Origin of the sequence: Kluyvera sp. EC_51, assembly GCF_019584505.1 — a bacterium.
GTDB classification, from domain to species: Bacteria; Pseudomonadota; Gammaproteobacteria; order Enterobacterales; family Enterobacteriaceae; genus Kluyvera; species Kluyvera sichuanensis.
The window spans coordinates 65,966-91,104 of sequence record NZ_VDAG01000092.1 but is presented as its reverse complement, the minus strand read 5'-3'; the positions used below and the strand labels follow the sequence as shown (position 1 = coordinate 91,104).

Below are 25,139 nucleotides of genomic sequence, written 5' to 3'. Positions count from 1 at the left end.
TTTGGTACTGGTAGAGTGTGACGGGAAGCGGTATTATTCTCCCCTTTGTGATGGTACGCACGGACGCTGGGGATTATAGAAAACCCGCCATCGATAACCTGTGAATACCCTATGTCGAATGCTTCTCCCTCCCCTCTTTCTGGTTCTCTGCTTGCCGTCCTGACGTCACCTTCCATGTTGACGCGTGAAGTTCTGGCGGGCGTGATTACCGCGCTGGCGCTGATCCCCGAGGTTATTTCGTTTTCCGTGATTGCGGGCGTTGACCCGAAGGTCAGCCTGATTGCCTCCGTGGTGCTGTGCCTGTCGATGTCGTTTCTCGGCGGCCGCCCGGCGATGGTCACCGCCGCTGCCGGTTCGGTGGCGCTGGTCATCGGCCCGATGGTACACCAGCACGGCGTTACCTACATCCTGCCAGCCGTAGTGATGGCCGGTATCATCCAAATTCTGTTTGCCGCCTGCGGGATGGCAAAGCTGATGCGCTTTATTCCACAGTCGGTGATGACTGGGTTTGTGAATGCGCTGGGTATTCTGATTTTCTTTGCTCAGGTACCCCATTTCTGGAGCCGTAGCCCGCTGATTGTCGCGCTGTTTGCCGCCACAATACTCATCGTGTTGTGGCTTCCGCGCGTGATGAAAAGCATTCCATCGCCGCTTATCGCCGTCGTTCTACTCACCCTCTATACCGCCACCAGCGGGCAGATTTTGCCAACCGTCGGCGATGAAGGTTCGATGAGTGGCGGGCTGCCGGGCCTCACCCAGTGGCTGGTGCCGATGAATCTTGAAACGTTGCAGATTATCTGGCCGTGCGCGCTGAGTATTGCTTTTGTTGGCCTGATGGAGTCGCTGCTGACCGCGAAGCTGGTCGATGACCTCACTGTCACGCCATCGAACAAAACGCGTGAGAGCGCGGGTCTCGGCATCGCCAATATTCTGGCTGGCTGCTACGGCGGCATCGCCGGCTGCGCCATGATCGGTCAGACCATCGTGAACGTGGAGATGGGCAAAGGCCGCACCCGGATATCAACCATCGCGGCAGCGCTGGTACTGCTGCTGCTGGTCACCGCCTTAAGCGAAGTGATGGCAAAAATCCCGATGTCGGTACTGGCGGGCATTATGGTGATTGTCGCCTTCAAAACCTTTAACTGGCACAGCCTGCAGCCCGGCACGCTGAAGCGCACGCCGTGGCCGGAAACGCTGGTGATGTTGGTCACCGTCGGCGCGACGGTCAGCACGGGGAATCTGGCAATTGGCGTGCTGGCGGGCATCATGATGATGGTTGTCGTCCCTGCCCGCCTGAAGCACCGCGCAAAGCTTAAAGCAGAAACACGGTCGCCAGCCCCAGAAAAATAAAGAAGCCGCCGGTATCAGTGATCGCGGTGATCATCACGCTGGAGCCGACCGCCGGGTCGCGCCCCAGTTTAGCCATGATCATCGGGATCAATACCCCCATCACCGAAGCCACCAGCAGGTTGAGGATCATCGCCAGGGTCATCACGGCACCCAGATGTGGATCGCCGTACAATAGCCAGGTGACGGTGCCCATAATGCCGCCCCAGACGATGCCGTTAATCAGCGCTACGCCCATTTCGCGCAGAATCAAAAACGAGAAGTTGCCCGGCTGGATATGCTGTAACGCCAGCGCGCGCACGATCATCGTGATGGTCTGGTTGCCGGTATTGCCACCTATCCCCGCCACAATTGGCATCAGTGAAGCCAGCGCCACCAATTGAGAGATGGTATGTTCGAAACCGTCGATCACGCGCGAGGCAATAAAAGCGGTACAGAGGTTAATGGCGAGCCACGCCCAGCGGGTTTTCACCGCTTTCATCACTGGCGCAAACACATCTTCTTCGCTGCTCAGGCCGCCCATGCGGCGCAGATCGCTGTCGGTCTCTTCGTAGACCACGTCAACGATCTCATCGATGGTCAAACGCCCCATCAGCTTGCCTTCCGAGTCAATGACTGCGGCGCTGATGAGGTTGTCACGCTCGAAGGTACGGGCGACGCTTTCCGATCGCTCCTCCGGGTGAAACGCGACCGGATCGGCCTCCATCACTTCATGCACGTAACGTTCGGCCGCATTCAGCAGGATCGTTTTAAGCTCCAGTTCGCCAATCAGGGTTTGATCGCGCTTTACCACGAACAGTTTGTCGGTGTTCTCCGGCATTTTGCCCAACCGACGCAAAAAGCGTTGCACCGAGGCTAGCGTGACGTCCGGGCGAATGGTGATCACCTCGAACTCCATGATCGAGCCCACCTGCTCGTGGGCATAGTTCATGACCTGGCGAACGCGCGCGCGTTCAGCGGGATCCATAGAGGCCAGCAGGCGCCCGGTCAGGTCACGCGGCAGGTGCTGCACCAGGTAGATCTGTTCGTCGATATCCAGCGTTTGCAGTGCATCGAGCAACGCCCGGTCGCTCATATCTTCAATGAGGTCGTCCCAGACGTTCTCCGATGCTTCCAGCAACACTTTCCCGCGCCGGTCATCTTCAACCATGTTCCACAGCGCGTGACGCTCTTCTGACGGCAGCGCTTCCAGGGTATCGGCGAGATCCGGCGGCGGCAGGTGCGCCACCAGCGCCCCCACTTCCGCAAGATCATCAACCAGCGTGCCCTCATCATACTGCTCGGCCAGCGTCAGCTTGCCCAGCAGCGCTGAAGTCACCGCTTTATCGGTGGTCAGCAGCCAGATGAGCCGCTGGCGCTCTTCGTCGCGCAGGCGGGCACTGTTCTTCTTCAACAGAGACATGAATAATCCTTATTCCTGAAAGTGCGCCCAATCGGATGATTGAGCGCATTAAGCATAGCGCGGGGGAATATAAAAAAGTTAAACAAGCCGCTTAGGCGTTGAAAAATTCAGCAAAGCGGCTAAAAAATCAGGCGGTACGCGCAACGGCATCGCGGGAAGCGCGCTCGCGCTCCTCCCCCACCAGCTCGCTCAACTGACCGTTACGCATCTCCAGCAGGCGATCTGCATGGGTAAAGTAGTGGTCATCGTGGCTGATGGCGAAAATCGTTTTGCCCATTTGCTGCATCAGCGGCAGCAGTACCTGATAAAACTCGCGGCGGAAGTGCGGGTCCTGATCGGCCGCCCACTCATCAAGCATAATGATGTCGCGTTCTTCTGCCAGCGCCAGCAGCAGCGCCACGCGTTTTTTCTGCCCTTTTGACAGCTTCAGGTCAAGAATTCGTCCATCCTCAAGCTTCACCTTATGGCTCATTTGCAGCTGCGCCAGCCACTTCTCTACCAGCTCCGGCTTCGCCTGCTTGCCTTCCGGCCCCAGCAGGTGCTCGAACAGCCAGACATCGGTAAACACCGCGGAGAAGAGCTTGCGATAGTCTTCAGGTTTATCCGCCGCCAGCGGCTGGCCGTCAAGCAGGATCTGCCCGGAGATCGGCTGATACAGCCCGGTCAGCAGCATCGCCAGCGTCGATTTGCCGCTGCCGTTACCGCCAATCAGGAAGACCATTTCGCCGCGCTTCAGCGTCAGGTTTAATGGGCCGACCGCGAAGGTGTTGTCTTCATAATGGAAGGTGACATCACGCAGTTCCAGCGTCTGCCAGTTCGGGTGCGCCGTTGGCTGCGGGAACGGCTCGCGGAACGGTGCCAGTGAGAATTTATTCAACTTGTTAAACGCGACCTGGGCACTCAGAAGCGTAGGCAATGCCCCTACCGCCGACAGCAGCGGCGTACGCAGGAACAGCAGCGTCAGAGAGTAGGTTGCCGCCACGTTAGTGTCGGCCCAGCCCAGGCCATTTGCCATCCAGAACACCAGGCCAATCGCGCCCAGCATCATGATATTCGACCAGTTCACGGCGCTCAGGTGGAAGGTATCGGCGCGGATAATATGGTGGCGATAAGCCTTTGCGTCCGGCGTGAACTGCTGTTCAAACACGTACTGCGCGCGCTCGCGGTTCAGGGTGAGCTCTTTGCGCCCTTCCAGCACCGTCTGGTAGTCGTTATAAAGGCTATCTTCGGTCTCGCGCAGCGTCGCCATATGCCTGTAGACGCGCGCCACCAGCATAAAACCGCCCCAGATGGTCAGCGCCATCCACAGTGCGGTAATCAGCAGCATTTTAGTCGACAGCATCGCCAGATAGGCGGCAGAGCCCACGGTCAGGATTATCCCCTGCACCAGTTCAGGCAGGCGCACGAAGGCAATGGTGATGGCGCGAATATCGCTGGTCAGCCCCGCGAGCAGCGAGGCGCTGCCGAGCTTCTCCACGCGTTCCACCTGAGTGTCGAGAATACGTTTGATAAATTCGCGACGCAGGCGATAAACAAAATGATGCCCCAGCGTCGTCAGCGCCAGCTGAGAGCCCAGCGTCACGGCCATCAACAGCAGCAGCAGCCCGAGAAACTCCGGCAGCACCGTAAGGTTGGTGTCGACCATTTCAATCAGACGCACGTTAATAAAGGCGATAAGTCCAATACCGAGCGCCGCGCTCAGCAGGCTCAGGGCGATAACGCCAATGAAGGGCCAGCGGTACTGACGCCAGACGAGTAAAAGAAGTTCCATAACAGCAACCAGAGCAAGAAAAACAGCCAGCAGTGTAAACTGCTGAGCAACGACATCAAGAATAATTCTTATTTTTATTCGTCATTGCGCAGCGCGGCGAAACGTCAGGTTATAGCGCCAGGCGCCCACCTGCGGGTGGCTACCTGCCTTGAGAGGCAAAATGGCGTGGTAGAACAGCCGGGACGCGCCGCCCCACACCACGACATCGCCATGCTCCAGCCAGACGCGCTGCAGCGGATCGTTGCGTTTTAACCCGCCGAACTGGAAGGTAGCCGGTAATCCCAGCGAAACGGAAACGATCGGCGCATCCAGCCGTGCTTCATCTTTGTCCTGATGCAGCGACAGCTTTGCACCCGGCTGGTAGCGATTGATAAGACAGGCATCGGGGCTGAATTCCGGGTATCCGGCCTGGCCCGCCGCCATCTTCGCCAGGCGGAGAAAAACATCCGGAATAGCTGGCCACGGCCGCCCGGTCAGCGGGTCGATGGCGGCGTAGCAGTAGCCGCGGCTGTCCGTACTCCAGCCAAACGGCCCGCAGTTGGTCATCGCCACCGACATGGTATACCCGCCCGGCGTCACCATATGACGAAACGGCGAGACGGCGGCAACCTGCGCAATAGCGGCGAGCAACGCATCGCTCTGTTCACGCGCCAGTCGGCGCAGAACGACGGCCCCCGGTGCCAGCGGCTCTGACCACGGCGCTTCATCAGCAAACAGATCCAGCATCACCGCTCCTGCTCTTTTTCGCGCGCCAGCAGCGCCGCTTTACGCGTCACGCCCCAGCGATAGCCGGACAAACTGCCGTCGCCGCGCACCACTCGGTGGCACGGTATCAAAATCGCCAGCCGGTTTGCCGCACAGGCCCCGGCCACCGCCCGCACGGCTTTCGGGTTGCCGATGCCGTCGGCTATCTGCTGATAGCTGCGGGTTTCACCGGTTGGAATGGCGCGCAGCGCCTGCCAGACCTGCTGCTGGAAAGCCGTGCCGCGGATATCCAGCGGCAGCGTTAGCGGTGTTGAACGCTGATTCAGACTGGCGATAACGGCTTGAATCTGCGCTTGAGACGATGCATCCGCTGCCGTCAAGTGGGCAGACGGGAAGCTCTGCTGCAACTCCGTCAGCAGCGTAGCGTCATCATCTCCCAGCAACACCGCGCAAATGCCACGGTCGCTCAGCGCCACCAGGCAGCGGCCCAGCTCGCAGCGGTCGGTCGCATAATGAATATCAGCGGTTTTGCCGCCCTGACGGTAAGCGCGCGCCGTCATCCCCAGCACATTGTCTGCCTGACGATAGTAGCTGCTGCTTGAGGGGAATCCCGCCGCCAGCACCGCCTGGGTCACTGGTTCGCCGCCGCTGAGTGAATCACGCAGCCGACGCGCCCACCACGCCTGCTGCCAGGCCTTTGGCGTGACGCCAGTGACGGATTTAAACAGACGATGGAAATGGTAAGGGCTGACGGCAACCGCCTCGGCCAGCGCCTCAAGCGTCACCGGGCTGTCCTGCTCCAGCAACCGACAGGCCTCGGCAACTTTGTCGATTTTCTGCTGTTCGGGAGAGAGGCTATCTGGCTGACAGCGCTTGCAGGGACGAAATCCGGCCTCCAGCGCAGCCTGTGCATTGGGATAGAACCGGACGTTCTGGCGCAGCGCATGACGGGCACGGCAGGACGGGCGACAGAAAATACCGGTGGTCTGTACGGCAAAAACAAACTGACCATCGGCGCGGGCGTCGCGATTTATCACCGCCTGCCAGCGGTCATCATCGGTATATAGGGTATGAGATGTCATAACGGGCTCCTCCTTTTAGTGTAACCATCACTGTGACCAAAAGGAGGAATTAAAAAACCCGCAATCTTGCTTTTTAATTTTTCCCGCTGACCAGGAACGCACGGAACTGCGGCGACATCCAGGTGGTGAAGCCGTCACCCTCTTTCATGATCATATAGACCGCCAGCCCCTGCTCACGCACCACCTGCTGGGCTTTTTCCGTGCCGAGCACCATCAGACCAGTATCCCAGCCGTCGGCTTCCAGCGCGGTTGGCGCAATCACGGTGACCGACACCAGCTTATGGGTAATCGGCCGCCCGGTTTGCGGATCGATAACGTGTGAGATCCGCTGACCATCCAGCTCATAGTAGTTGCGATAACTACCGGAGGTGCTGATCCCGTGGCCGTTAATGTCGACGATCGCCTGCACCGCGTTTTCCCGGTCGGTTGGCTTTTGAATCGCCACGCGCCACGGCTGGCCATCGGCATTCATCCCACGGCTCACCAGCGCACCACCCACCGAGACCAGATAGCGGGAGATCCCCTCTTCTATCATCAGCCGCGCCAGATGATCGGCAGCGTAACCTTCGCCAACGGTCGAGAGGTCAACGTACAGATCGGGGATCGCCTTTTGCAGATACTGCTGGCCCGCACGGTTAATCACCGTCAGATTTTTCAGCCCGGTGCGCGCTTTCGCGGCATCTATCTGCGCCTGAGTCGGCGTTTTCACCGGTTGTTTATCCGGGCCAAAGCCCCAGAGATTGACCAGCGGCCCCACGGTGATGTCCATCGCACCCTGCGTTTTCTGCCCGATGCGCAGCGATTCGGTGACGATATCCGCCATCCCTTCACTTACCGGCCATGGGGTGGTGCTTTGCGACTGGTTAAAACGCATCAGCGCCGAGTCGTTTTTCCAGGTCGACAATAGCTGATCGTCGCCATCGAGCAACGTCTGCACCTTCTGACGAAGATTCTCCGCCCTGTTTTGATCGAGGCCAACCACGCTCACCCGCCAGAACGTGCCCATGGTTTTACCATCAAGTACGGTCACCTGCGCCTTTGGGGTTGCCGGCGCGCTGGTGTTGTCACAGCCAGCCAATAAAATAACGACGCCAAGCAGCATCGTACGTAAAAAAGTCATTTCCATCGGTTATTACCCTCCTGCAATCGGCGCAAGAGTACACTAATTAGCTGAAATCAGACATTAAAAAAGGGGCCCAAGGGCCCCTTTTGTCTCGGTCGAAACCGAATTAGAACTGGTAAACCATACCCAGCGCTACGATGTTGTCGGTAGAGATACCGGCACGACGAGTGAAGTCGTTGTCATCCAGCAGGTTGATTTTGTAATCAACGTAGGTGGACATGTTTTTGTTGAAGTAGTAAGTCGCGCCTACATCAACGTATTTCAGCAGATCCTGATCGCCGAAGTTGTCTACGCCGTTGTTAATGTCCTTACCTTTAGACTGCAGGTAAGCGATGGATGGACGCAGGCCGAAGTCGAACTGGTACTGTGCAACCACTTCGAAGTTCTGTGCTTTTTCAGCGAAGCCGCTGATAGGATCAGGATTAGCAGCGCTTTGTTTACCGCTGAAGCGGGTCGCGTTGTAAGTCTGGGTGTACTGAGCGGCCAGATAGATGTTGTTCGCATCGTATTTCACGCCACCGGAGTAGGTGGTCGCTTTATCGCCTTGGCCATAAGCCATGTTGTTCTGATCGGTAGTACGTTTAGAGCTGGAAATTGCGGTACCTACGCTGAAGCCTTCGCCGATATCGTAAGTCAGGGAGCCACCGAAGCCGTCACCGTTCTGTTCCAGATCGTCACGACCGTTGTTGGTGGAACCTTCGCCAGAAGCGCTGCCGTTCTTACCCTGATACTGCAGAGCAAAGTTCAGGCCATCAACCAGACCGAAGAAGTCAGTGTTACGGTAGGTCGCAACGCCGTTAGCACGCTGCTGCAGGAAGTTGTCTGCACCGTAGGTGTCGCCGCCGAATTCTGGCAGGACGTCGGTCCAGGAAGTCACATCGTAAACTACGCCGTAGTTACGACCGTAGTCGAAAGAACCTACGTCAGCAATGCGGATACCGGCGAAACCTACACGGGTCCATGCCTGGTCAGAAGCGCCTTCGGTGTTGTTAGCCTGGATGTTGTATTCCCACTGGCCGTAACCGGTCAGCTGGTCGTTGATCTGAGTTTCACCTTTGAAGCCCAGACGAACGTAGGACTGGTCACCATCTTTACTGTCGTCGCTGGAGAAATAGTGCAGACCATCGACTTTACCGTACAGATCTAATTTGTTGCCATCTTTGTTATAAATTTCAGCCGCATTTGCTGCGCCTGCTACCAGCAGTGCTGGTACCAGGAGGGACAGTACTTTAACTTTCATGTTATTAACCCTCTGTTGTTATATATATGCCTTTATATATGCCACTGCTTACTGATTAACCCTCATTAATCAGTCGGCAGATCCATTGTGCTGTAAAAATTAGAATAATCCAATAAGAATATGATACGAAAATCGCTCAAATGTTTCATTTATCTCTATAGATGTTTCAAAATGTAAATTTAAGGGAACTTTTATAAGCACAAAAAGACAGGAAAAATAGCACTAATAATCAAAACCAAAGCAAATAAATTCACTAAATCAATGAGTTAAAAAACACGAAAGGTATAGCACTGAATGGTAAAACAAAACCTTCACCTACAACTAAAATAGTCCTCGCTATCATCATTAACTTTATTTATTACCGTCATTCAATTCTGAATGTCTGTTTACCCCTATTTCAACCGGATGCTTCGCATCCGGTTTTTTTTACCTTTCTTTACGTAAACTGAATCAAACTGTGCTACCGCACGTAAATTGTAACGACTATTAACTAATCAAATCTCATACCATTTTTTATGTCTACCAGGCACTCGATTAATAATGTCTTGTTATTTAGTGCTATTTTTAAGTCGTTATTCGTAAATAACTGTACAATAAATGTTACATTGTACAATTAATCCGCAACAAACTATTTCTGCTCACCGCCAATATCTAACGCCCTCCTCCGCATAGCATTGCCGCCAGCTCCGCGCAGTGTAATTTGCCCCGTAGATGCATCTTGCCGACTTTTTTGTATATACTGCCAGCAGTGCAAAAACAGGATCTTCGCGCCTCAATGCCGATTCAGGCTTGAGCTTCTCCTCATTCAGATGCCGTTATGATGGGTTACACACGCCAATGAGTCAGTCCGACAAGATGAACCCGACGAAATTCTCTCTGCTTCCGGGGAGCATCACGCGTTTCTTCCTTCTTATGATCATCGTATTGCTGGTGACGATGGGCGTGATGATTCAAAGCGCCGTCAACGCCTGGCTTAAAGATAAGAGCTATCAGATTGTCGATATGACGCACGCCGTCCATAAGCGCATCGATACCTGGCGCTACACCACCTGGCAGATCTACGACAACATCGCCGCCGCGAATACCAATGCGCCGCCTGCCGATGGTCTGCAGGAAACCCGCTTAAAGCAGGATGTGTATTACCTTGAGAAGCCACGCCGTAAAACCGAAGCGTTGATCTTCGGTTCGCATGACAGCGCCACGCTCGATATCACCCAGCGCATGTCGACCTATCTCGATACCCTGTGGGGCGCGGAAAATGTTCCCTGGTCGATGTACTATCTCAACGGCCAGGATAACAGCCTGATTCTTATCTCTACCCTGCCGTTAAAAGATCTCTCATCCGGCTTTAAAGAGTCGACCGTAGGCAGCATTGTTGATTCCCGCCGGGCTGAAATGCTACAGCAGGCTAACACTCTGGATGAGCGCGAAACCTTCTCGTCGCTGCGCCGTCTCGCCTGGCAGAACGGCCGCTACTTTACCCTGCGTACCACCTTCAACCAGCCGGGGCATCTGGCAACCGTCGTCGCCTTTGATTTACCGATTAACGACCTGGTACCGCCAACCATGTCGCTGGACAGTTTCCGCCTGGAACCCGATCCGGCGCAGAATGCCCAGCGCGCTCAGGAAAAAGACCCGAGCGACAGCGTCTCCATCAACTTTAATAGCTCACGCATTGAGATAACCTCAGCGCTGAACGGCACCGGCATGCGCCTGGTGTGGCAGGTGCCGTTTGGCACGCTGCTGCTTGATACTTTCCAGAACATCATGCTACCGCTGCTGCTGAATATTGGGCTGCTGGCGCTGGCGCTATTCGGCTACTCGACGTTTCGTAATCTGCCCACTCGCGGCAGCAACAGCAACGTTCCTTCGACGGGGACCAATAATGAGCTGCGCGTGCTGCGCGCCATCAATGAAGAGATTGTCTCATTACTGCCGCTAGGGCTATTAGTGCACGATCAAGAGTCGAACCGAACCATAATCAGCAACAAAATTGCCGACCATCTACTACCGCACCTCAACCTGCAAAACATCACCAGCATGGCGGATCAGCATCAGGGAGTGATTCAGGCCACCATTAATAATGAACTGTATGAAATTCGTCAGTTCCGCAGCCAGGTTTCACCGCGCACCCAGATTTTCATTATTCGCGATCAGGACCGGGAAATTCTGGTGAATAAGAAGCTCAAGCAGGCCCAGCGTCTGTATGAGAAGAACCAGCAGGGCCGCGCGGCGTTTATGCAAAACATCAGCGATACGCTGAAGCAACCGATCAAAGCGCTCGCCGCCGAGGCCAGCACCATTGATACGCCAGATGGACAGAAGCTCGCGAACCATGCCGACCTGCTGGTACGGCTGGTCGATGAAATTCAGCTCGCTAATATGCTGGAAAACGACAGCTGGAAAGGATCGTCCACACAGTTCTCCCTGCAGGAGCTGATCGACGAAGTGGTGCCTGAAGTGTTGCCGTCTATTAAGCGCAAAGGGCTTCAGCTGCTGATCAATAACCCGCTTCCGGCAAAAGAGCAGCGTCACGGCGACCGCGATGCGCTGCGCCGCATTCTGCTGTTGCTGATCCAATATGCGGTGACCACCACGCAAATTGGTAAAATTACCCTTGAGGTCAACGCCGATGAGTCGGTGGAAGAACGTTTAACCTTCCGTATTCTTGATACCGGCAACGGCGTGTCGCACGGTGAAGTCGATAATCTGCACTTCCCATACCTGAACGATACCCAGTCAGACCGCTACGGCAAAGCCAACGCCCTCACCTTCTGGCTATGCGATCAGCTGGCGCGTAAACTCGGCGGTCATCTTAATATTAAGGCACGAGAGTCATTGGGCACACGCTATACGCTGCATGTCAAAATGCCGGTGCGTGAAGAGGACATGGAGCCCGAAGAGCAGCTGCTGGATGATGTGGTGGCGATGGTGGATATCACCTCAAACGAGGTCCGCAACATTGTCACCCGCCAGCTTGAAAGCTGGGGCGCGACCTGTATCAGCCCTGACGAACGAGCAACAAGTCAAGAATTTGACCTTTTTTTAACAGATAATCCGTCTAATCTTACTGCTTCGGGCTTGCTTTTAAGCGATGATGAGGCTGGGATACGCAAAATTGGCCCAAGTCAGCTGCGTGTGAACTTTAACATGAGCAACGCCATGCAGGATGCCGTACTCCAGCTTATTGAAGAGCAACTGGCGCAGGAAGAAGTGACGGAATCGCCGCTGGGCGGAGATGAAAGTGCCGAGCTTCAGGCCAGTGGCTATTATGCTCTGTTTGTGGATACGGTACCGGAAGATGTTAGCAGGCTGTATACTGAGTCCGCGGCGAAGGATTTTGCCGCACTGGCACAGACAGCTCACCGCCTTAAGGGTGTGTTTGCCATGCTAAATCTGGTACCTGGCAAGCAGTTATGTGAATCGCTTGAGCATCTGATTCGTGAAAAAGATGCGTCAGGCATAGAAAAATACATCAGCGACATTGACGCCTACGTCAAGAGCTTGCTGTAGCAAGGTAGCCTTTACATGAACAATATGAACGTAATTATTGCCGATGACCATCCGATTGTGCTGTTCGGGATCCGTAAGTCTCTGGAGCAAATTGAATGGGTTAATGTTGTTGGCGAATTTGAAGACTCCACTGCGCTAATTAACAACTTACCGAAGCTTGACGCACACGTACTGATTACCGACCTCTCCATGCCAGGAGACAAGTACGGTGATGGTATTACGCTTATCAAGTACATCAAACGCCATTTCCCAGGTCTGGCTATTATCGTGCTGACCATGAACAACAACCCGGCGATTCTGAGCGCCGTGCTGGATCTGGATATTGAAGGGATCGTGCTGAAGCAAGGCGCGCCGACTGACCTGCCAAAAGCGCTGGCGGCGCTGCAAAAAGGCAAGAAGTTTACCCCGGAAAGCGTCTCTCGCCTGCTGGAGAAAATCAGCGCGGGTGGTTACGGCGACAAGCGCCTGTCACCAAAAGAGAGCGAAGTGCTGCGTCTCTTTGCTGAAGGCTTCCTGGTAACGGAGATTGCGAAGAAGCTGAACCGCAGCATCAAAACCATCAGTAGCCAGAAGAAATCGGCCATGATGAAGCTGGGCGTGGAAAACGACATCGCGCTGCTGAACTACCTCTCCTCCGTGACGCTTTCGCCGTCAGACAAAGACTAAACAGCGTTGCACATCGGGCCTGCTTTACATAGGCCCGATGGCGATGCTGCCGTCGTACCATCTGTGATAATCCCGGCGGCGCTTCGCCTGGCCGGGCTACCCATAAAATACTTTATTCCCGTGCTTTACGGACGCGTGCTGCATAGACCGTTAGCGTCTGTTTGAGCACGTCCAGCGTCACCGGTTTCGACAGGCAGCTATCCATCCCCGATTCCAGACAGCGCTGCTTCTCTTCGGCCAGTGCGTTGGCCGTCACCCCAACGACCGGAAGCGTCAGTCCCAGCTGTCGAATACGCTGCGTCAGGCGATAACCGTCCATATTCGGCATGTTGACGTCGCTGAGCACAATATCAATGTGATTCTTGCTCAATACGTTCAGCGCATCAACGCCGTCGTTGGCAGTTTTACACTGATAGCCCAGCGATCCCAGCTGATCGGCCAGCAATCGGCGGTTAATTGGGTGATCGTCGACGACGAGGATCATCATATCGTCGTTACTGTCTGCCGGTGCTTCATGGGCAGACTGCAGCTCCGCCGCATCACCCGTTTCCACCTTCACGCGATAGATGCGTCCCAGCAGCGTCATCAATTCATGCGGAGAGACAATGCTGTGCACCCATTGGCCTGGCGCATATTCCTGCGGAATACCAATATGACGACGGCAGAAAACTACCGCAGCCCTGCCCGCCCACGGCTGCGACAGTTCGTCATCGGCGATCAGCAGATCGTCCGGCCCCGGAACTTCACCGTCGTACAGGCGAACGTCAATACCGTGCCAGCTCAGCAGCGAATGAATAAAGTCGGAGAGCGACGCATTACGTACCGCCAGCCAGCAACGAATCTTCGCCAGCCCGTCAATCGCCAACGGCGTAGCGTCCTGCTCACCGTACAGCGGAATGCGCAGCGTAAACTGGCTGCCCATACCCGGCTCGGTATCCACTGCGATATCGCCGTCCATCATATTGACCAGCTTTTCACAAATCGCCAGCCCCAGACCGGTCCCCTGGAAGTTACGCTGTACGCCGGTCCCCACCTGGAAGAATGGGTCAAACAGGCGCACCACTTCTTTAGCCGGAATGCCGACACCGGTATCACGAATGCTGATGCTGAGGTAATACCCTTCGCGTTTCAGATGTAAAACGATACAGCCGATATCGGTAAACTTGATGGCGTTGCTTAGCAGGTTAGAGATAACCTGCTGCAGGCGCATCGGATCGCCCATCAGCTTCATCGGCACGTCCGGCTCAATAAAGCAGTACATGCCGAGCTGTTTTCTCACCACCAGCGGCAGGTAGTTGGCGGTAATGTGGTTCATCACCTCTTTTGGCGAGAACTCGCGCGGCTCGATTTTCAGCTGCTCGGACTCAATTTTCGAAAAATCGAGGATGTCGCTGATGATCTTCAGCAGCAGCCCGGAGGAGTTGTTCATCGCTGTGACCAGGCGGTCAACGCCCTTCGGCAGCTCTTTGGTTTGCAGCAGGTCGAGGTTACCGATAATGCCGTACAACGGAGTACGCAACTCATGGCTGACGGTAGCGAGGAACATCGATTTCGACTGGCTCGCCTGCTCCGCCGCCTGCGCCATCTCCTGCAAGGACTCTTCCATTTTGACGCGCGAACTGACGTCCACCAGCACGCAGATCGCTACGTTTTCGTTGCGGTAGCGCGAGTGAACGAAGCTGATTTGCAGGTTGGTATTGTTGCTGGTCAGCACGTCGACGAAGTTAACCTGCTGACCGCAGATAATCTGCGTCAGACGCTGACGATCCTCGTGAGTCAGCATATTGAGATAGTTATGCGCCAGTTCGTTACTCAGGATGTTAGTGCCGTCCTGAGTACGCAGAATACAGATCCCCACCGGCGCCGAGGCGACAATTTTGCGGTTGAACTGCTCGTGTTCCTCAAGGCGCAGCGCATCGGATTCAGCCGGTAAAAAGATACGCCGCTCGTACATGCGTGCCATGGTAAACAGCGCAATGCCGGTCAGCAGGTTCAGCAACAGCGCATTCAGCACCAGAATACGAATCCGCTCCAGCACCGCATCCAGCGGCACCGAGTAGACAATACTCAGCGAGGACGGCGACAGCGTCTTTTTCAGCACCAGCTCACGGTAGCCGGCGGTATAGCCGAACCACAGTCGCTCCTGCAATCCACGCGCGTTGATATGCATTTTGGTATCCGGCCCCGCCAGATTAATCAGCGTGTTGCCGTTATCATCCAGAATGGATACGCCCATCGGCATACTGCCCGGGGTAAAGAAGTTTTCCGCACGAATGGTTTGCTCAACGCCCAGCAGCGCCTGCAGACGGTTTGCCAGATAGACCGGCGTCAACGCATAGAAGTAGCCGACGCTATGACGCGGCCCTTGCCCGACCCAGAACAGGTTGCCGCCGCGATCGTCCTGCGGAGCATTGCGATAGGCCATAATGCGTTCGTGCAGCGCCTTCAGCGCCTCGCTGCGATCTACCGGCATTTCGCGCAGGCCAAAGTTGGCCATGCACAGGTTGTCACTGCCGATTAAAAAGACGCGGTTGAGATCGTAAGCCGCCGAGAAATTTTCCCGCCAGTAACGCAAGAACCAGGACAGCGATTCCAGCGGACCACGCCAGGTGGTGTCGAGGGTGCCGCAGTCAGAGTCGGGGAACAGCGGTTCAAAATCCGGCACATCGGAATTGTCTTTTACCTGCCCGCCCGGCAGCGCACCGTTCGCCGCGGTGAGTCGGTTTTCCGCAATGTACTTGAGCTCCTTTATCACATCGGAGGTGCGCTGGAAGTAACGCTGGGCCTGATCGGAGTTAAGGATAAATTCCTGACGGATTTCCGACTCTTTTTGATGCAGGGCATTCACGATATAGAAGACGGAAATCAGCGCGATAAGCAGCCAAAGCAGCAGCGCCAGCGCCCGAAACAGGTAACGTGAAACTTTCAGCGTTGTGCGAAAGGAGACAAGATATTTCAAAGTGGCGAAACTCCGCCGTTGAGGGCTAACAGGATGTGGTTAAGGTAGCGGGAAAAGCCGCTAGCCGCAATCAGAGAGTCACTTAGAACATCCCGGAGTCGGCGCTTTGCACCTCGTCCGGGCTACGTAATATGTAGCCCGGACGAGCGCAGCGACGCCGGGAATGCCGCACACATAAAAAAAGGGCCAGTTTTCACCGGCCCTTTCTCAACGTTGCTCAACGATTACTCTTCAGCATCGTCCGCGACGTCGTCATCGCTGTCGGTTTCCGGCGCGATATCATCGTCGCCTTCCGCCACGCTACCGTCGATAGCGTCCAGCTCTTCGTCATCAACCGGCTCGGCCACGCGCTGCAGACCCACCACGTTTTCATCTTCCGCAGTACGGATGAGGATAACGCCCTGGGTGTTACGCCCTACCACGCTGACTTCGGACACGCGGGTACGCACCAGCGTACCGGCATCGGTGATCATCATGATCTGGTCGCAGTCGTCGACCTGCACCGCGCCCACCACGGAGCCGTTACGCTCGGTGACTTTGATAGAGATAACGCCCTGCGTCGCACGCGACTTGGTCGGATACTCTTCGGCAGCGGTACGTTTACCGTAGCCGTTCTGGGTCACGGTCAGGATTGCGCCTTCGCCGCGTGGAACAATCAGCGATACCACGCTGTCATTTTCCGCAAGCTTAATACCGCGTACGCCGGTCGCAGTACGACCCATTGCGCGGACGGCATCTTCTTTAAAGCGCACCACTTTGCCGGCGGCAGAGAACAGCATGACTTCATCGGTACCGGAGGTCAGGTCAACGCCAATCAGCTCGTCGCCTTCGTTCAGGTTCACCGCGATAATACCGGCAGAACGCGGACGGCTGAACTCGGTCAGCGCCGTTTTCTTCACGGTACCGCTAGCGGTCGCCATAAAGACGTTCACGCCCTCTTCGTACTCGCGTACCGGCAGGATGGCGGTGATACGTTCGTTCGCTTCCAGCGGCAGCAGGTTGACGATCGGACGGCCACGCGCGCCGCGGCTAGCTTCCGGCAGCTGATAAACCTTCATCCAATACAGACGACCACGACTGGAGAAGCAGAGGATCGTATCGTGGGTGTTGGCCACCAGCAGGCGGTCGATAAAGTCTTCTTCTTTAATACGGGCAGCTGACTTGCCTTTACCGCCACGACGCTGAGCTTCGTAATCGGTAAGCGGCTGATATTTAACGTAACCCTGGTGAGACAGCGTGACGACAACATCTTCCTGGCTGATCAGATCTTCGATATTAATATCGGCGCTGTTGGCGGTGATTTCAGTACGACGCGCGTCGCCGAACTGTTCGCGAACCAGTTCCAGCTCTTCGCGGATCACTTCCATCAGACGATCGGCGCTGCCCAGAATGCGCAGCAGTTCTGCTATCTGTTCCAGCAGCTCTTTGTACTCGTCGAGCAGTTTTTCATGCTCAAGGCCGGTCAGTTTCTGCAGACGCAGATCCAGAATCGCCTGCGCCTGCTGTTCGGTCAGGTAGTATTTACCGTCACGAACGCCAAACTCAGGTTCCAGCCACTCTGGACGCGCCGCGTCATCACCCGCACGTTCCAGCATCGCGGAAACGTTGCCCAGTTCCCACGACTGTGCCACCAGGCCCGCTTTCGCTTCGGCTGGGGTTGGCGCGCGACGGATCAGTTCAATGATCGGGTCAATGTTAGCCAGCGCAACGGCCAGCGCTTCCAGGATGTGCGCGCGATCGCGTGCTTTACGCAGTTCGAAAATGGTACGACGAGTCACCACTTCACGGCGGTGACGCACGAACGCAGCGATAATCTCTTTCAGGTTCATGATCTTCGGCTGACCATGGTGCAGCGCAACCATGTTAATACCGAAGGAGACCTGCAGCTGGGTCTGGGAGTAGAGGTTGTTCAGCACCACTTCCCCGACCGCGTCGCGTTTCACTTCAATCACGATGCGCATACCGTCTTTATCAGACTCGTCACGCAGCGCGCTGATGCCTTCAACGCGTTTATCTTTTACCAGCTCGGCGATTTTCTCGATCAGGCGCGCTTTGTTCACCTGATACGGAATTTCGTGCACGATGATGGTTTCACGACCGGTTTTGGCGTCGGCTTCGACTTCCGCGCGAGCGCGAATGTACACTTTGCCACGACCGGTACGATAGGCTTCTTCAATCCCGCGGCGGCCATTGATGATGGCGGCAGTCGGGAAATCCGGGCCTGGGATGTGTTCCATCAAACCTTCGATGGTGATGTCTTCGTTGTCGACATATGCCAGACAGCCGTTGATCACTTCCGTCAGGTTGTGCGGTGGAATGTTGGTGGCCATACCTACGGCGATACCAGAGGCACCGTTAACCAGCAGGTTAGGAATTTTGGTCGGCATTACATCTGGAATACGTTCGGTGCCGTCGTAGTTATCGACGAAGTCCACCGTCTCTTTTTCCAGATCGGCCATCAGCTCATGGGCGATTTTCGACATACGGATTTCCGTATAACGCATCGCTGCGGCGGAGTCGCCATCGACAGAACCGAAGTTACCTTGACCATCTACCAGCATGTATCGCAGCGAGAATGGCTGTGCCATACGGACGATAGTGTCATAGACGGCAGTATCACCATGCGGGTGATATTTACCGATCACGTCACCCACGACACGGGCTGATTTTTTATAGGCTTTGTTCCAGTCATTGCCCAATACGTTCATGGCGTAAAGTACGCGACGGTGTACCGGCTTCAGGCCATCTCGGACATCCGGTAGCGCACGGCCAACAATGACCGACATCGCATAATCCAGATAAGAGTTCTTTAGCTCTTCCTCAATGTTGACCGGTGTAATTTCTCTCGCAAGGTCGCTCATCTAACCGCTATCCCTCTACTGTATTCCCGGATTCAAAGGTCGCAAATTATAACACATTAGCGTAAAGACAGGTAAACCCATTAGCACCCCGCGAACGCTTTATTCACACCGTGGTACTGATATACTCGCTCTCAATAACGAAATAAGGAGCAGGAACAGCCATGAATGCCGAAAAAGCTGCGGTAGCGCACAACGTAGACCACGAAGAGATCGCCAAATTCGAGGCCGTCGCGTCACGCTGGTGGGATCTGGAGGGGGAATTTAAGCCTCTGCACCGCATTAACCCGCTGCGTCTGGGCTACATCGCCGAACGTTCCGGCGGCCTGTTTGGCAAAAAAGTGCTGGATGTCGGCTGCGGCGGCGGCATTCTGGCCGAAAGCATGGCGCGTGAAGGTGCGACGGTCACCGGCCTGGATATGGGCTTTGAGCCGCTGCAGGTGGCAAAACTGCACTCGCTGGAAACCGGTATTCCGGTCGATTACGTGCAGGAAACCGTCGAAGAGCATGCGGCAAAACACGCCGGGCAGTATGACGTGGTGACCTGCATGGAGATGCTGGAACACGTTCCGGACCCGCAGTCGGTGGTGAAAGCCTGCGCCCAACTGGTGAAGCCCGGCGGTCAGGTCTTCTTCTCCACGCTCAACCGCAACGGCAAATCCTGGCTGATGGCAGTAGTTGGCGCGGAGTACATTCTGCGCATGGTGCCCAAAGGCACTCACGACGTGAAGAAATTCATCAAGCCGGCCGAACTGCTGAGCTGGGTTGACCAGACCGTGCTGAAAGAGCGCCATATGATTGGCCTGCACTATAACCCAATCACCAACAGCTTTAAGCTGGCACCGGGCGTAGACGTTAACTATATGCTACACACCACCGCAAAAGCAGAGTAAATCTGCGCTCATGGCCTGATGACGCTTATCAGGCCTACGTGCCCCCTACCAATCATTAGGGTGTATTTACGACAAAATTGCGCTACATCATATTGCGCAATTTCCCCCTTCGACGAAGAAATCAGCACTCGATCAAATTTTCATTTTTTTTTGCAAATTATTGACATTCCCGCCAGCCCTTACGTGCCGTGGACTTAGCGTTTTTTACCCTTTATCAACCTCAAGTTAACGCCAAAATCAACCCTTGTGCTCAAAAGAATCCAGACTAGAATACTCACCATATAGCGTTTAATTAATCAACGAACCCCTACATGTAGTATTTATCCACAGGTTTTGCTACAACGGCAATTGTGGATAAATCAGGGGATATTTTCCTTTTCACGGACAGGTAAAAATCACATGAATCAGAGTCTGCTGGTGACGAAGCGTGACGGCCGCACAGAGCGCATTAACCTCGACAAAATTCATCGCGTGCTGGATTGGGCCGCCGAAGGGCTGCACAACGTTTCGATTTCTCAGGTCGAACTGCGTTCACACATCCAGTTCTACGACGGGATTAAAACGTCCGACATTCATGAAACTATCATCAAAGCAGCCGCAGACCTGATCTCCAGCGAAGCACCAGACTACCAGTACCTGGCCGCGCGCCTGGCGGTATTCCACCTGCGCAAAAAAGCCTACGGCCAGTTTGAGCCGCCGGCACTGTTCGACCATGTCAAACACATGGTTAACCTGGGTAAATACGACAATCATCTGCTGGAAGACTATACGGAAGAAGAGTTCAAGCAGATGGACTCGTTCATTGTTCACGACCGTGACATGACCTTCTCCTACGCTGCCGTTAAGCAGCTGGAAGGGAAATACCTGGTACAGAACCGCGTCACCGGCGAAATCTACGAGAGCGCCCAATTCCTCTATATTCTGGTCGCTGCGTGCCTGTTCTCGAACTACCCGCGTGAAACCCGTCTGAGCTACGTGAAGCGCTTCTACGATGCGGTTTCCACGTTCAAAATTTCTCTGCCTACGCCGATTATGTCCGGCGTGCGTACCCCAACTCGTCAGTTCAGCTCTTGCGTACTGATCGAGTGCGGCGACAGCCTGGATTCCATCAACGCCACCTCCAGCGCTATCGTGAAATACGTTTCCCAGCGCGCCGGTATCGGCATCAACGCCGGTCGCATCCGTGCGCTGGGTAGCCCGATTCGCGGCGGTGAAGCGTTCCACACCGGCTGTATTCCGTTCTATAAGCACTTCCAGACGGCGGTTAAATCCTGCTCCCAGGGCGGCGTGCGCGGTGGTGCGGCCACCCTGTTCTACCCAATGTGGCACCTGGAAGTCGAAAGCCTGCTGGTGCTGAAAAACAACCGCGGCGTTGAAGGCAACCGCGTGCGTCATATGGACTACGGCGTACAGATCAACAAACTGATGTACACCCGCCTGCTGAAAGGCGGCGACATCACCCTGTTCAGCCCGTCCGACGTCCCAGGCCTGTACGATGCGTTCTTCGCCGACCAGGACGAGTTCGAACGTCTGTACACCCAATATGAGAACGACGACAGCATCCGCAAACAGCGCGTAAAAGCGGTCGAGCTGTTCTCTCTGATGATGCAGGAACGTGCCTCTACCGGTCGTATCTACATTCAGAACGTTGACCACTGCAACACCCACAGCCCGTTTGACCCGGTAGTCGCGCCGGTGCGCCAGTCTAACCTGTGCCTGGAAATCGCCCTGCCGACCAAACCGCTGGACGACGTGAACGACGAAAACGGCGAAATCGCCCTGTGTACGCTGTCCGCCTTCAACCTGGGCGCTATCAAAAGCCTGGACGAGCTGGAAGAGCTGGCGGTGCTGGCCGTGCGCGCACTGGATGCCCTGCTGGACTACCAGGATTACCCAATTAAAGCCGCTGAACGTGGCGCAATGGGTCGTCGTACGCTGGGTATCGGCGTTATCAACTATGCCTACTGGCTGGCGAAAAACGGCAAGCGCTACTCCGACGGCAGCGCCAACAACCTGACGCACCAGACCTTCGAAGCGATTCAGTACTACCTGCTGAAAGCCTCCAACGAGCTGGCGAAAGAGCAAGGTGCCTGCCCGTGGTTCAATGAAACCACCTACTCGCAGGGCATTCTGCCGATCGACACCTATAAGAAAGATCTGGATGCGATTGCCAACGAGCCGCTGCATCTGGATTGGGAAACGCTGCGTGAGTCCATTAAGACCCACGGCCTGCGTAACTCCACGCTCTCTGCCCTGATGCCGTCCGAGACCTCTTCGCAGATCTCCAACGCCACCAACGGCATCGAACCGCCGCGCGGCTACGTGAGCATCAAAGCGTCGAAAGACGGTATCCTGCGCCAGGTGGTGCCGGACTACGAACACCTGCACAACGCTTACGAGCTGCTGTGGGAAATGCCGAACAACGACGGTTATCTGCAGCTGGTGGGTATCATGCAGAAATTTATCGACCAGTCGATCTCGGCCAACACCAACTACGATCCGACGCGCTTTCCATCCGGCAAAGTCCCGATGCAACAGCTGCTGAAAGACCTGCTCACCGCCTATAAATTTGGCGTGAAGACGCTGTACTACCAGAACACCCGTGACGGTGCGGAAGATGCGCAGGACGATCTGGCCCCTTCCATTCAGGATGATGGCTGCGAAAGCGGCGCCTGTAAGATCTAATAACGATTGCCGGGCAGCAACACGCTGACCCGGCCTTTGATTTCCGTATCGACCAAAACCTTATTCGGTGTACGGATTTATTTGCGATGATATTGTAAGCAGGTAAGTAACCGCCATCCGGCATTACTCTCCAGACAGGATTGACATCAATGGCATATACCACTTTTTCACAGACGAAAAACGATCAGCTCAAAGAGCCGATGTTCTTTGGCCAGCCGGTCAACGTGGCACGCTACGACCAGCAGAAATATGACATCTTCGAAAAACTGATTGAAAAGCAGCTCTCCTTCTTCTGGCGTCCGGAAGAAGTTGACGTGTCCCGCGACCGTATCGACTACCAGGCGCTGCCGGAACACGAAAAGCATATTTTCATCAGCAACCTGAAGTATCAAACCCTGCTGGACTCCATCCAGGGCCGTAGCCCGAACGTCGCGCTGCTGCCGCTGATTTCCATTCCGGAACTGGAAACCTGGGTTGAAACGTGGGCGTTCTCTGAAACCATCCACTCGCGCTCTTACACCCACATCATCCGCAACATCGTCAACGATGCGGCGATTGTGTTTGATGACATCGTTACCAACGAGCAGATTCAGAAGCGTGCGGAAGGTATCTCCAGCTATTACGACGAGCTGATCGAGATGACCAGCTACTGGCACCTGCTGGGCGAAGGTACCCACACCGTCAACGGCAAAACCGTGACCGTGAACCTGCGCGAGCTGAAAAAGAAACTCTACATCTGCCTGATGAGCGTGAACGCACTGGAAGCGATTCGCTTCTACGTCAGCTTCGCCTGCTCCTTCGCCTTCGCCGAGCGCGAACTGATGGAAGGCAACGCTAAAATTATTCGCCTGATCGCTCGCGATGAAGCGCTGCACCTGACCGGCACCCAGCACATGCTGAACCTGCTGCGCAGCGGCGCGGATGACCCGGAAATGGCGGAGATTGCGGAAGAGTGCAAGCAGGAGTGCTACGACCTGTTCGTGCAGGCGGCGGTGCAGGAAAAAGAGTGGGCGGACTATCTGTTCCGCGACGGCTCGATGATTGGCCTGAACAAAGACATTCTGTGCCAGTACGTTGAGTACATCACCAACATCCGTATGCAGGCGGTTGGCCTGGATCTGCCGTTCCAGACCCGATCCAACCCGATTCCGTGGATCAACACCTGGCTGGTGTCCGATAACGTGCAGGTTGCCCCGCAGGAAGTGGAAGTCAGCTCCTACCTGGTCGGCCAGATTGACTCGGAAGTCAATACTGACGATCTCAGCGACTTCCAGCTCTAATGAGCCGCGTTTTTCTGCGCATCTCTGGCACGCGTTTACAGTGCCAGGATGAACACCCTTCCCTGCTGGCGGCACTGGAGTCTCACAACGTTGAGGTGGAATACCAGTGCCGCGAAGGCTACTGCGGCTCCTGCCGCACGCGGTTGGTGTCGGGCCAGGTTGACTGGCTGACCGAGCCGCTGGCTTTTATCCAGCCGGGTGAAATTTTGCCCTGCTGTTGCAGGGCAAAGGGCGATATAGAAATTGAGATGTAACGGTTAGTGCACCTCGTGTGCGCTAACCAGCGGCATCGCGCCACGGCGCTTCATCTGCAAAATATACAGCGCCCCCGCCAACACCACCAGCAGCGCACCGACCAGGTAGATAGCGCGGTAGCCCACCCCTTCCACCATCATCCCCATCACGAAAGCACCCATTGCCAGTCCGGCATCCATCGCGTTGAAGAACAGCGAGTTCGCCACGCCAATTTTATGCGGCTCCACCGAGCTGATAATTTGCGTCTGGAAGATAGGCGTCACCGAACCGTAGCCAATACCAATTAACGCGCCTGCCAGAATCATCGACACGCTGCCGTGAGTGTATCCCAGCACGACCAGGCCGATAGTGAACGCCAGCAAGCAAGGATAGACCACATATTTCGGCCCTTTTTTATCGCAGATGTTGCCGGTAAAGGCGCGGCAGATCATCAGGAAAATGGCGTAGCACAGCAGGAAGTTGCTGGCGGCGGCCATCAGATCCAGCTCACGCGCATACAGGGCGAGAAATGCGGAAACGCCAGCGTAGGAGAAGGTCATAAAGAAGGTGACCAGTGCAAACGGCATGGCGGCGCGGTCGAACATGGCGGAGAAGCCCAGCTTTGGCTGAGAACCATCGGCATGGCGAATGACCGGCGGCACGCGAACAATCAATGACAGCACGATACCAATGACCGAGACGACGGTACACATCCAGAACGCCTGGGTAAACGCGCTATGCCGCGCCATATTCAGGCCAATCCACGGCCCAACGACCATCGCCAGCCCCATGGCTAAAGAGAAAAAACTGATGCCTTCCCCACGTCGGGAAGCAGGAATCAGGCGCGCGGAGATCGTGCCCTTCACCGTGGTGATCACCCCAAAGGTAATACCGTGCAGCACGCGAATAAAAAGCAGTGCTTCAATGGAATGACAGAACGGATACAGCGCAGTCACCGCTAAAAACGCCAGGGAGGAGAGCATCAGAATCGTTTTGTTCGAATATTTTCCCACCCATTGCCCGGCAAATGGGCGGACGATAATCGCGGCGGCGAGGAAAAAGGTCACCAGCAGCCCGGCTTTCTCCGCCGTAGCGTGGAGGTTATCGGCGATGTAAATCGGCAGGAGCGTGAGAAGAACATAAAATACGAAGAAGATAATAAAGCTAATAATCGTGATTGCCCAAAAATCTTTAGTCCATAATTTTTCTTTCATTTATATGCAACCTAATTAAACGGCGCGCATTATCACATTCATCACGAATATATAATTCAGGAATGCATTATAAATACAAATAATTGCGTGCGTGATTGTGTGATTCAGTCCGTAGAAAAAATTATAGGCAGGCGATATAAATTAGTAAAATTAATCGTTTTAATGAC

The 25,139-nt window shown here is 55.1% G+C and carries 16 protein-coding genes; 7 read left to right on the top strand and 9 right to left on the bottom strand.

The window, feature by feature from the left end:
* The first annotated feature begins 111 nt into the window (after window positions 1–111).
* On the top strand, window positions 112–1,350 hold the full coding sequence (locus FHC49_RS17185) for a SulP family inorganic anion transporter (RefSeq protein WP_220440406.1): 1,239 nt from the start codon (window positions 112–114) through the stop codon (window positions 1,348–1,350).
* Here the strand turns inward: FHC49_RS17185 and mgtE are convergent.
* The 6 genes from mgtE to FHC49_RS17155 all read right to left on the bottom strand — a co-directional run bounded on the left by mgtE (window position 1,313) and on the right by FHC49_RS17155 (window position 8,670).
* On the bottom strand, window positions 1,313–2,749 hold the full coding sequence (gene mgtE / locus FHC49_RS17180; protein WP_185666870.1) for a magnesium transporter: 1,437 nt from the start codon (window positions 2,747–2,749) through the stop codon (window positions 1,313–1,315). The genes FHC49_RS17185 and mgtE overlap by 38 nt on opposite strands.
* 127 nt (window positions 2,750–2,876) lie before the next feature.
* Window positions 2,877–4,520, bottom strand: coding sequence for a multidrug ABC transporter permease/ATP-binding protein (locus FHC49_RS17175; RefSeq protein WP_185666869.1), 1,644 nt, complete (start codon window positions 4,518–4,520; stop codon window positions 2,877–2,879).
* Window positions 4,521–4,601: 81 nt separating this feature from the next.
* Window positions 4,602–5,246, bottom strand: a complete 645-nt coding sequence (gene alkB / locus FHC49_RS17170; RefSeq protein ID WP_220440405.1) for a DNA oxidative demethylase AlkB — start codon at window positions 5,244–5,246, stop codon at window positions 4,602–4,604.
* Window positions 5,246–6,307, bottom strand: a complete 1,062-nt coding sequence (gene ada, locus FHC49_RS17165; RefSeq protein ID WP_220440404.1) for a bifunctional DNA-binding transcriptional regulator/O6-methylguanine-DNA methyltransferase Ada — start codon at window positions 6,305–6,307, stop codon at window positions 5,246–5,248. The genes alkB and ada overlap by 1 nt, the downstream gene beginning before the upstream one ends.
* Before the next feature lie 73 nt (window positions 6,308–6,380).
* Complete coding sequence (apbE, locus tag FHC49_RS17160; RefSeq protein WP_185666866.1) at window positions 6,381–7,433, bottom strand: FAD:protein FMN transferase ApbE; 1,053 nt, start codon at window positions 7,431–7,433, stop codon at window positions 6,381–6,383.
* 103 nt (window positions 7,434–7,536) lie between these two features.
* Window positions 7,537–8,670: a porin OmpC gene (locus FHC49_RS17155; protein WP_185666865.1), complete on the bottom strand. Its 1,134-nt coding sequence runs from the start codon at window positions 8,668–8,670 to the stop codon at window positions 7,537–7,539.
* Between the two features lie 837 nt (window positions 8,671–9,507).
* Between FHC49_RS17155 and rcsD the strand changes: the two genes are divergently transcribed.
* Both rcsD and rcsB read left to right on the top strand, forming a co-directional pair.
* Entirely contained in the window at window positions 9,508–12,183 is a 2,676-nt protein-coding gene (gene rcsD / locus FHC49_RS17150; RefSeq protein WP_220440403.1) for a phosphotransferase RcsD, read from the top strand.
* 15 nt (window positions 12,184–12,198) lie between these two features.
* Complete coding sequence (gene rcsB / locus FHC49_RS17145) at window positions 12,199–12,849, top strand: response regulator transcription factor RcsB (RefSeq protein WP_064544005.1); 651 nt, start codon at window positions 12,199–12,201, stop codon at window positions 12,847–12,849.
* Between the two features lie 112 nt (window positions 12,850–12,961).
* On the opposite strand, the gene rcsC is transcribed toward rcsB, so the two are convergent.
* Together rcsC and gyrA are read right to left on the bottom strand one after the other, a co-directional pair.
* Entirely contained in the window at window positions 12,962–15,808 is a 2,847-nt protein-coding gene (gene rcsC, locus FHC49_RS17140) for a two-component system sensor histidine kinase RcsC (protein ID WP_220440402.1), read from the bottom strand.
* A 224-nt stretch (window positions 15,809–16,032) separates the two neighbouring features.
* Window positions 16,033–18,669: a DNA topoisomerase (ATP-hydrolyzing) subunit A gene (gene gyrA / locus FHC49_RS17135; protein WP_220440401.1), complete on the bottom strand. Its 2,637-nt coding sequence runs from the start codon at window positions 18,667–18,669 to the stop codon at window positions 16,033–16,035.
* 161 nt (window positions 18,670–18,830) lie between these two features.
* Between gyrA and ubiG the strand changes: the two genes are divergently transcribed.
* The 4 genes from ubiG to yfaE all read left to right on the top strand — a co-directional run bounded on the left by ubiG (window position 18,831) and on the right by yfaE (window position 23,778).
* Window positions 18,831–19,559: a bifunctional 2-polyprenyl-6-hydroxyphenol methylase/3-demethylubiquinol 3-O-methyltransferase UbiG gene (ubiG, locus tag FHC49_RS17130; protein ID WP_185666861.1), complete on the top strand. Its 729-nt coding sequence runs from the start codon at window positions 18,831–18,833 to the stop codon at window positions 19,557–19,559.
* A 399-nt stretch (window positions 19,560–19,958) separates the two neighbouring features.
* Entirely contained in the window at window positions 19,959–22,244 is a 2,286-nt protein-coding gene (gene nrdA, locus FHC49_RS17125; protein WP_185666860.1) for a class 1a ribonucleoside-diphosphate reductase subunit alpha, read from the top strand.
* Between the two features lie 149 nt (window positions 22,245–22,393).
* Complete coding sequence (gene nrdB, locus FHC49_RS17120) at window positions 22,394–23,524, top strand: class Ia ribonucleoside-diphosphate reductase subunit beta (protein ID WP_220440400.1); 1,131 nt, start codon at window positions 22,394–22,396, stop codon at window positions 23,522–23,524.
* Complete coding sequence (yfaE, locus tag FHC49_RS17115; protein WP_035892620.1) at window positions 23,524–23,778, top strand: class I ribonucleotide reductase maintenance protein YfaE; 255 nt, start codon at window positions 23,524–23,526, stop codon at window positions 23,776–23,778. Before nrdB ends, yfaE begins: the two co-directional genes overlap by 1 nt.
* A 3-nt stretch (window positions 23,779–23,781) precedes the next feature.
* Here yfaE and FHC49_RS17110 read toward each other — a convergent pair whose 3' ends face one another.
* Entirely contained in the window at window positions 23,782–24,972 is a 1,191-nt protein-coding gene (locus FHC49_RS17110; protein ID WP_220440399.1) for an MFS transporter, read from the bottom strand.
* Window positions 24,973–25,139: the final 167 nt, after the last annotated feature.

What these genes read in the sequence shown, in the direction of transcription:
- FHC49_RS17185 (WP_220440406.1), top strand. Translation starts at nt 112, where the DNA reads ATGTCGAATGCTTCTCCCTCCCCTCTTTCTGGTTCTCTGCTTGCCGTC.
- mgtE (WP_185666870.1), bottom strand. Translation starts at nt 2,749, where the DNA reads ATGTCTCTGTTGAAGAAGAACAGTGCCCGCCTGCGCGACGAAGAGCGC.
- FHC49_RS17175 (WP_185666869.1), bottom strand. Translation starts at nt 4,520, where the DNA reads ATGGAACTTCTTTTACTCGTCTGGCGTCAGTACCGCTGGCCCTTCATT.
- alkB (WP_220440405.1), bottom strand. Translation starts at nt 5,246, where the DNA reads ATGCTGGATCTGTTTGCTGATGAAGCGCCGTGGTCAGAGCCGCTGGCA.
- ada (WP_220440404.1), bottom strand. Translation starts at nt 6,307, where the DNA reads ATGACATCTCATACCCTATATACCGATGATGACCGCTGGCAGGCGGTG.
- apbE (WP_185666866.1), bottom strand. Translation starts at nt 7,433, where the DNA reads ATGGAAATGACTTTTTTACGTACGATGCTGCTTGGCGTCGTTATTTTA.
- FHC49_RS17155 (WP_185666865.1), bottom strand. Translation starts at nt 8,670, where the DNA reads ATGAAAGTTAAAGTACTGTCCCTCCTGGTACCAGCACTGCTGGTAGCA.
- rcsD (WP_220440403.1), top strand. Translation starts at nt 9,508, where the DNA reads ATGAGTCAGTCCGACAAGATGAACCCGACGAAATTCTCTCTGCTTCCG.
- rcsB (WP_064544005.1), top strand. Translation starts at nt 12,199, where the DNA reads ATGAACAATATGAACGTAATTATTGCCGATGACCATCCGATTGTGCTG.
- gyrA (WP_220440401.1), bottom strand. Translation starts at nt 18,669, where the DNA reads ATGAGCGACCTTGCGAGAGAAATTACACCGGTCAACATTGAGGAAGAG.
- ubiG (WP_185666861.1), top strand. Translation starts at nt 18,831, where the DNA reads ATGAATGCCGAAAAAGCTGCGGTAGCGCACAACGTAGACCACGAAGAG.
- nrdA (WP_185666860.1), top strand. Translation starts at nt 19,959, where the DNA reads ATGAATCAGAGTCTGCTGGTGACGAAGCGTGACGGCCGCACAGAGCGC.
- nrdB (WP_220440400.1), top strand. Translation starts at nt 22,394, where the DNA reads ATGGCATATACCACTTTTTCACAGACGAAAAACGATCAGCTCAAAGAG.
- yfaE (WP_035892620.1), top strand. Translation starts at nt 23,524, where the DNA reads ATGAGCCGCGTTTTTCTGCGCATCTCTGGCACGCGTTTACAGTGCCAG.
- FHC49_RS17110 (WP_220440399.1), bottom strand. Translation starts at nt 24,972, where the DNA reads ATGAAAGAAAAATTATGGACTAAAGATTTTTGGGCAATCACGATTATT.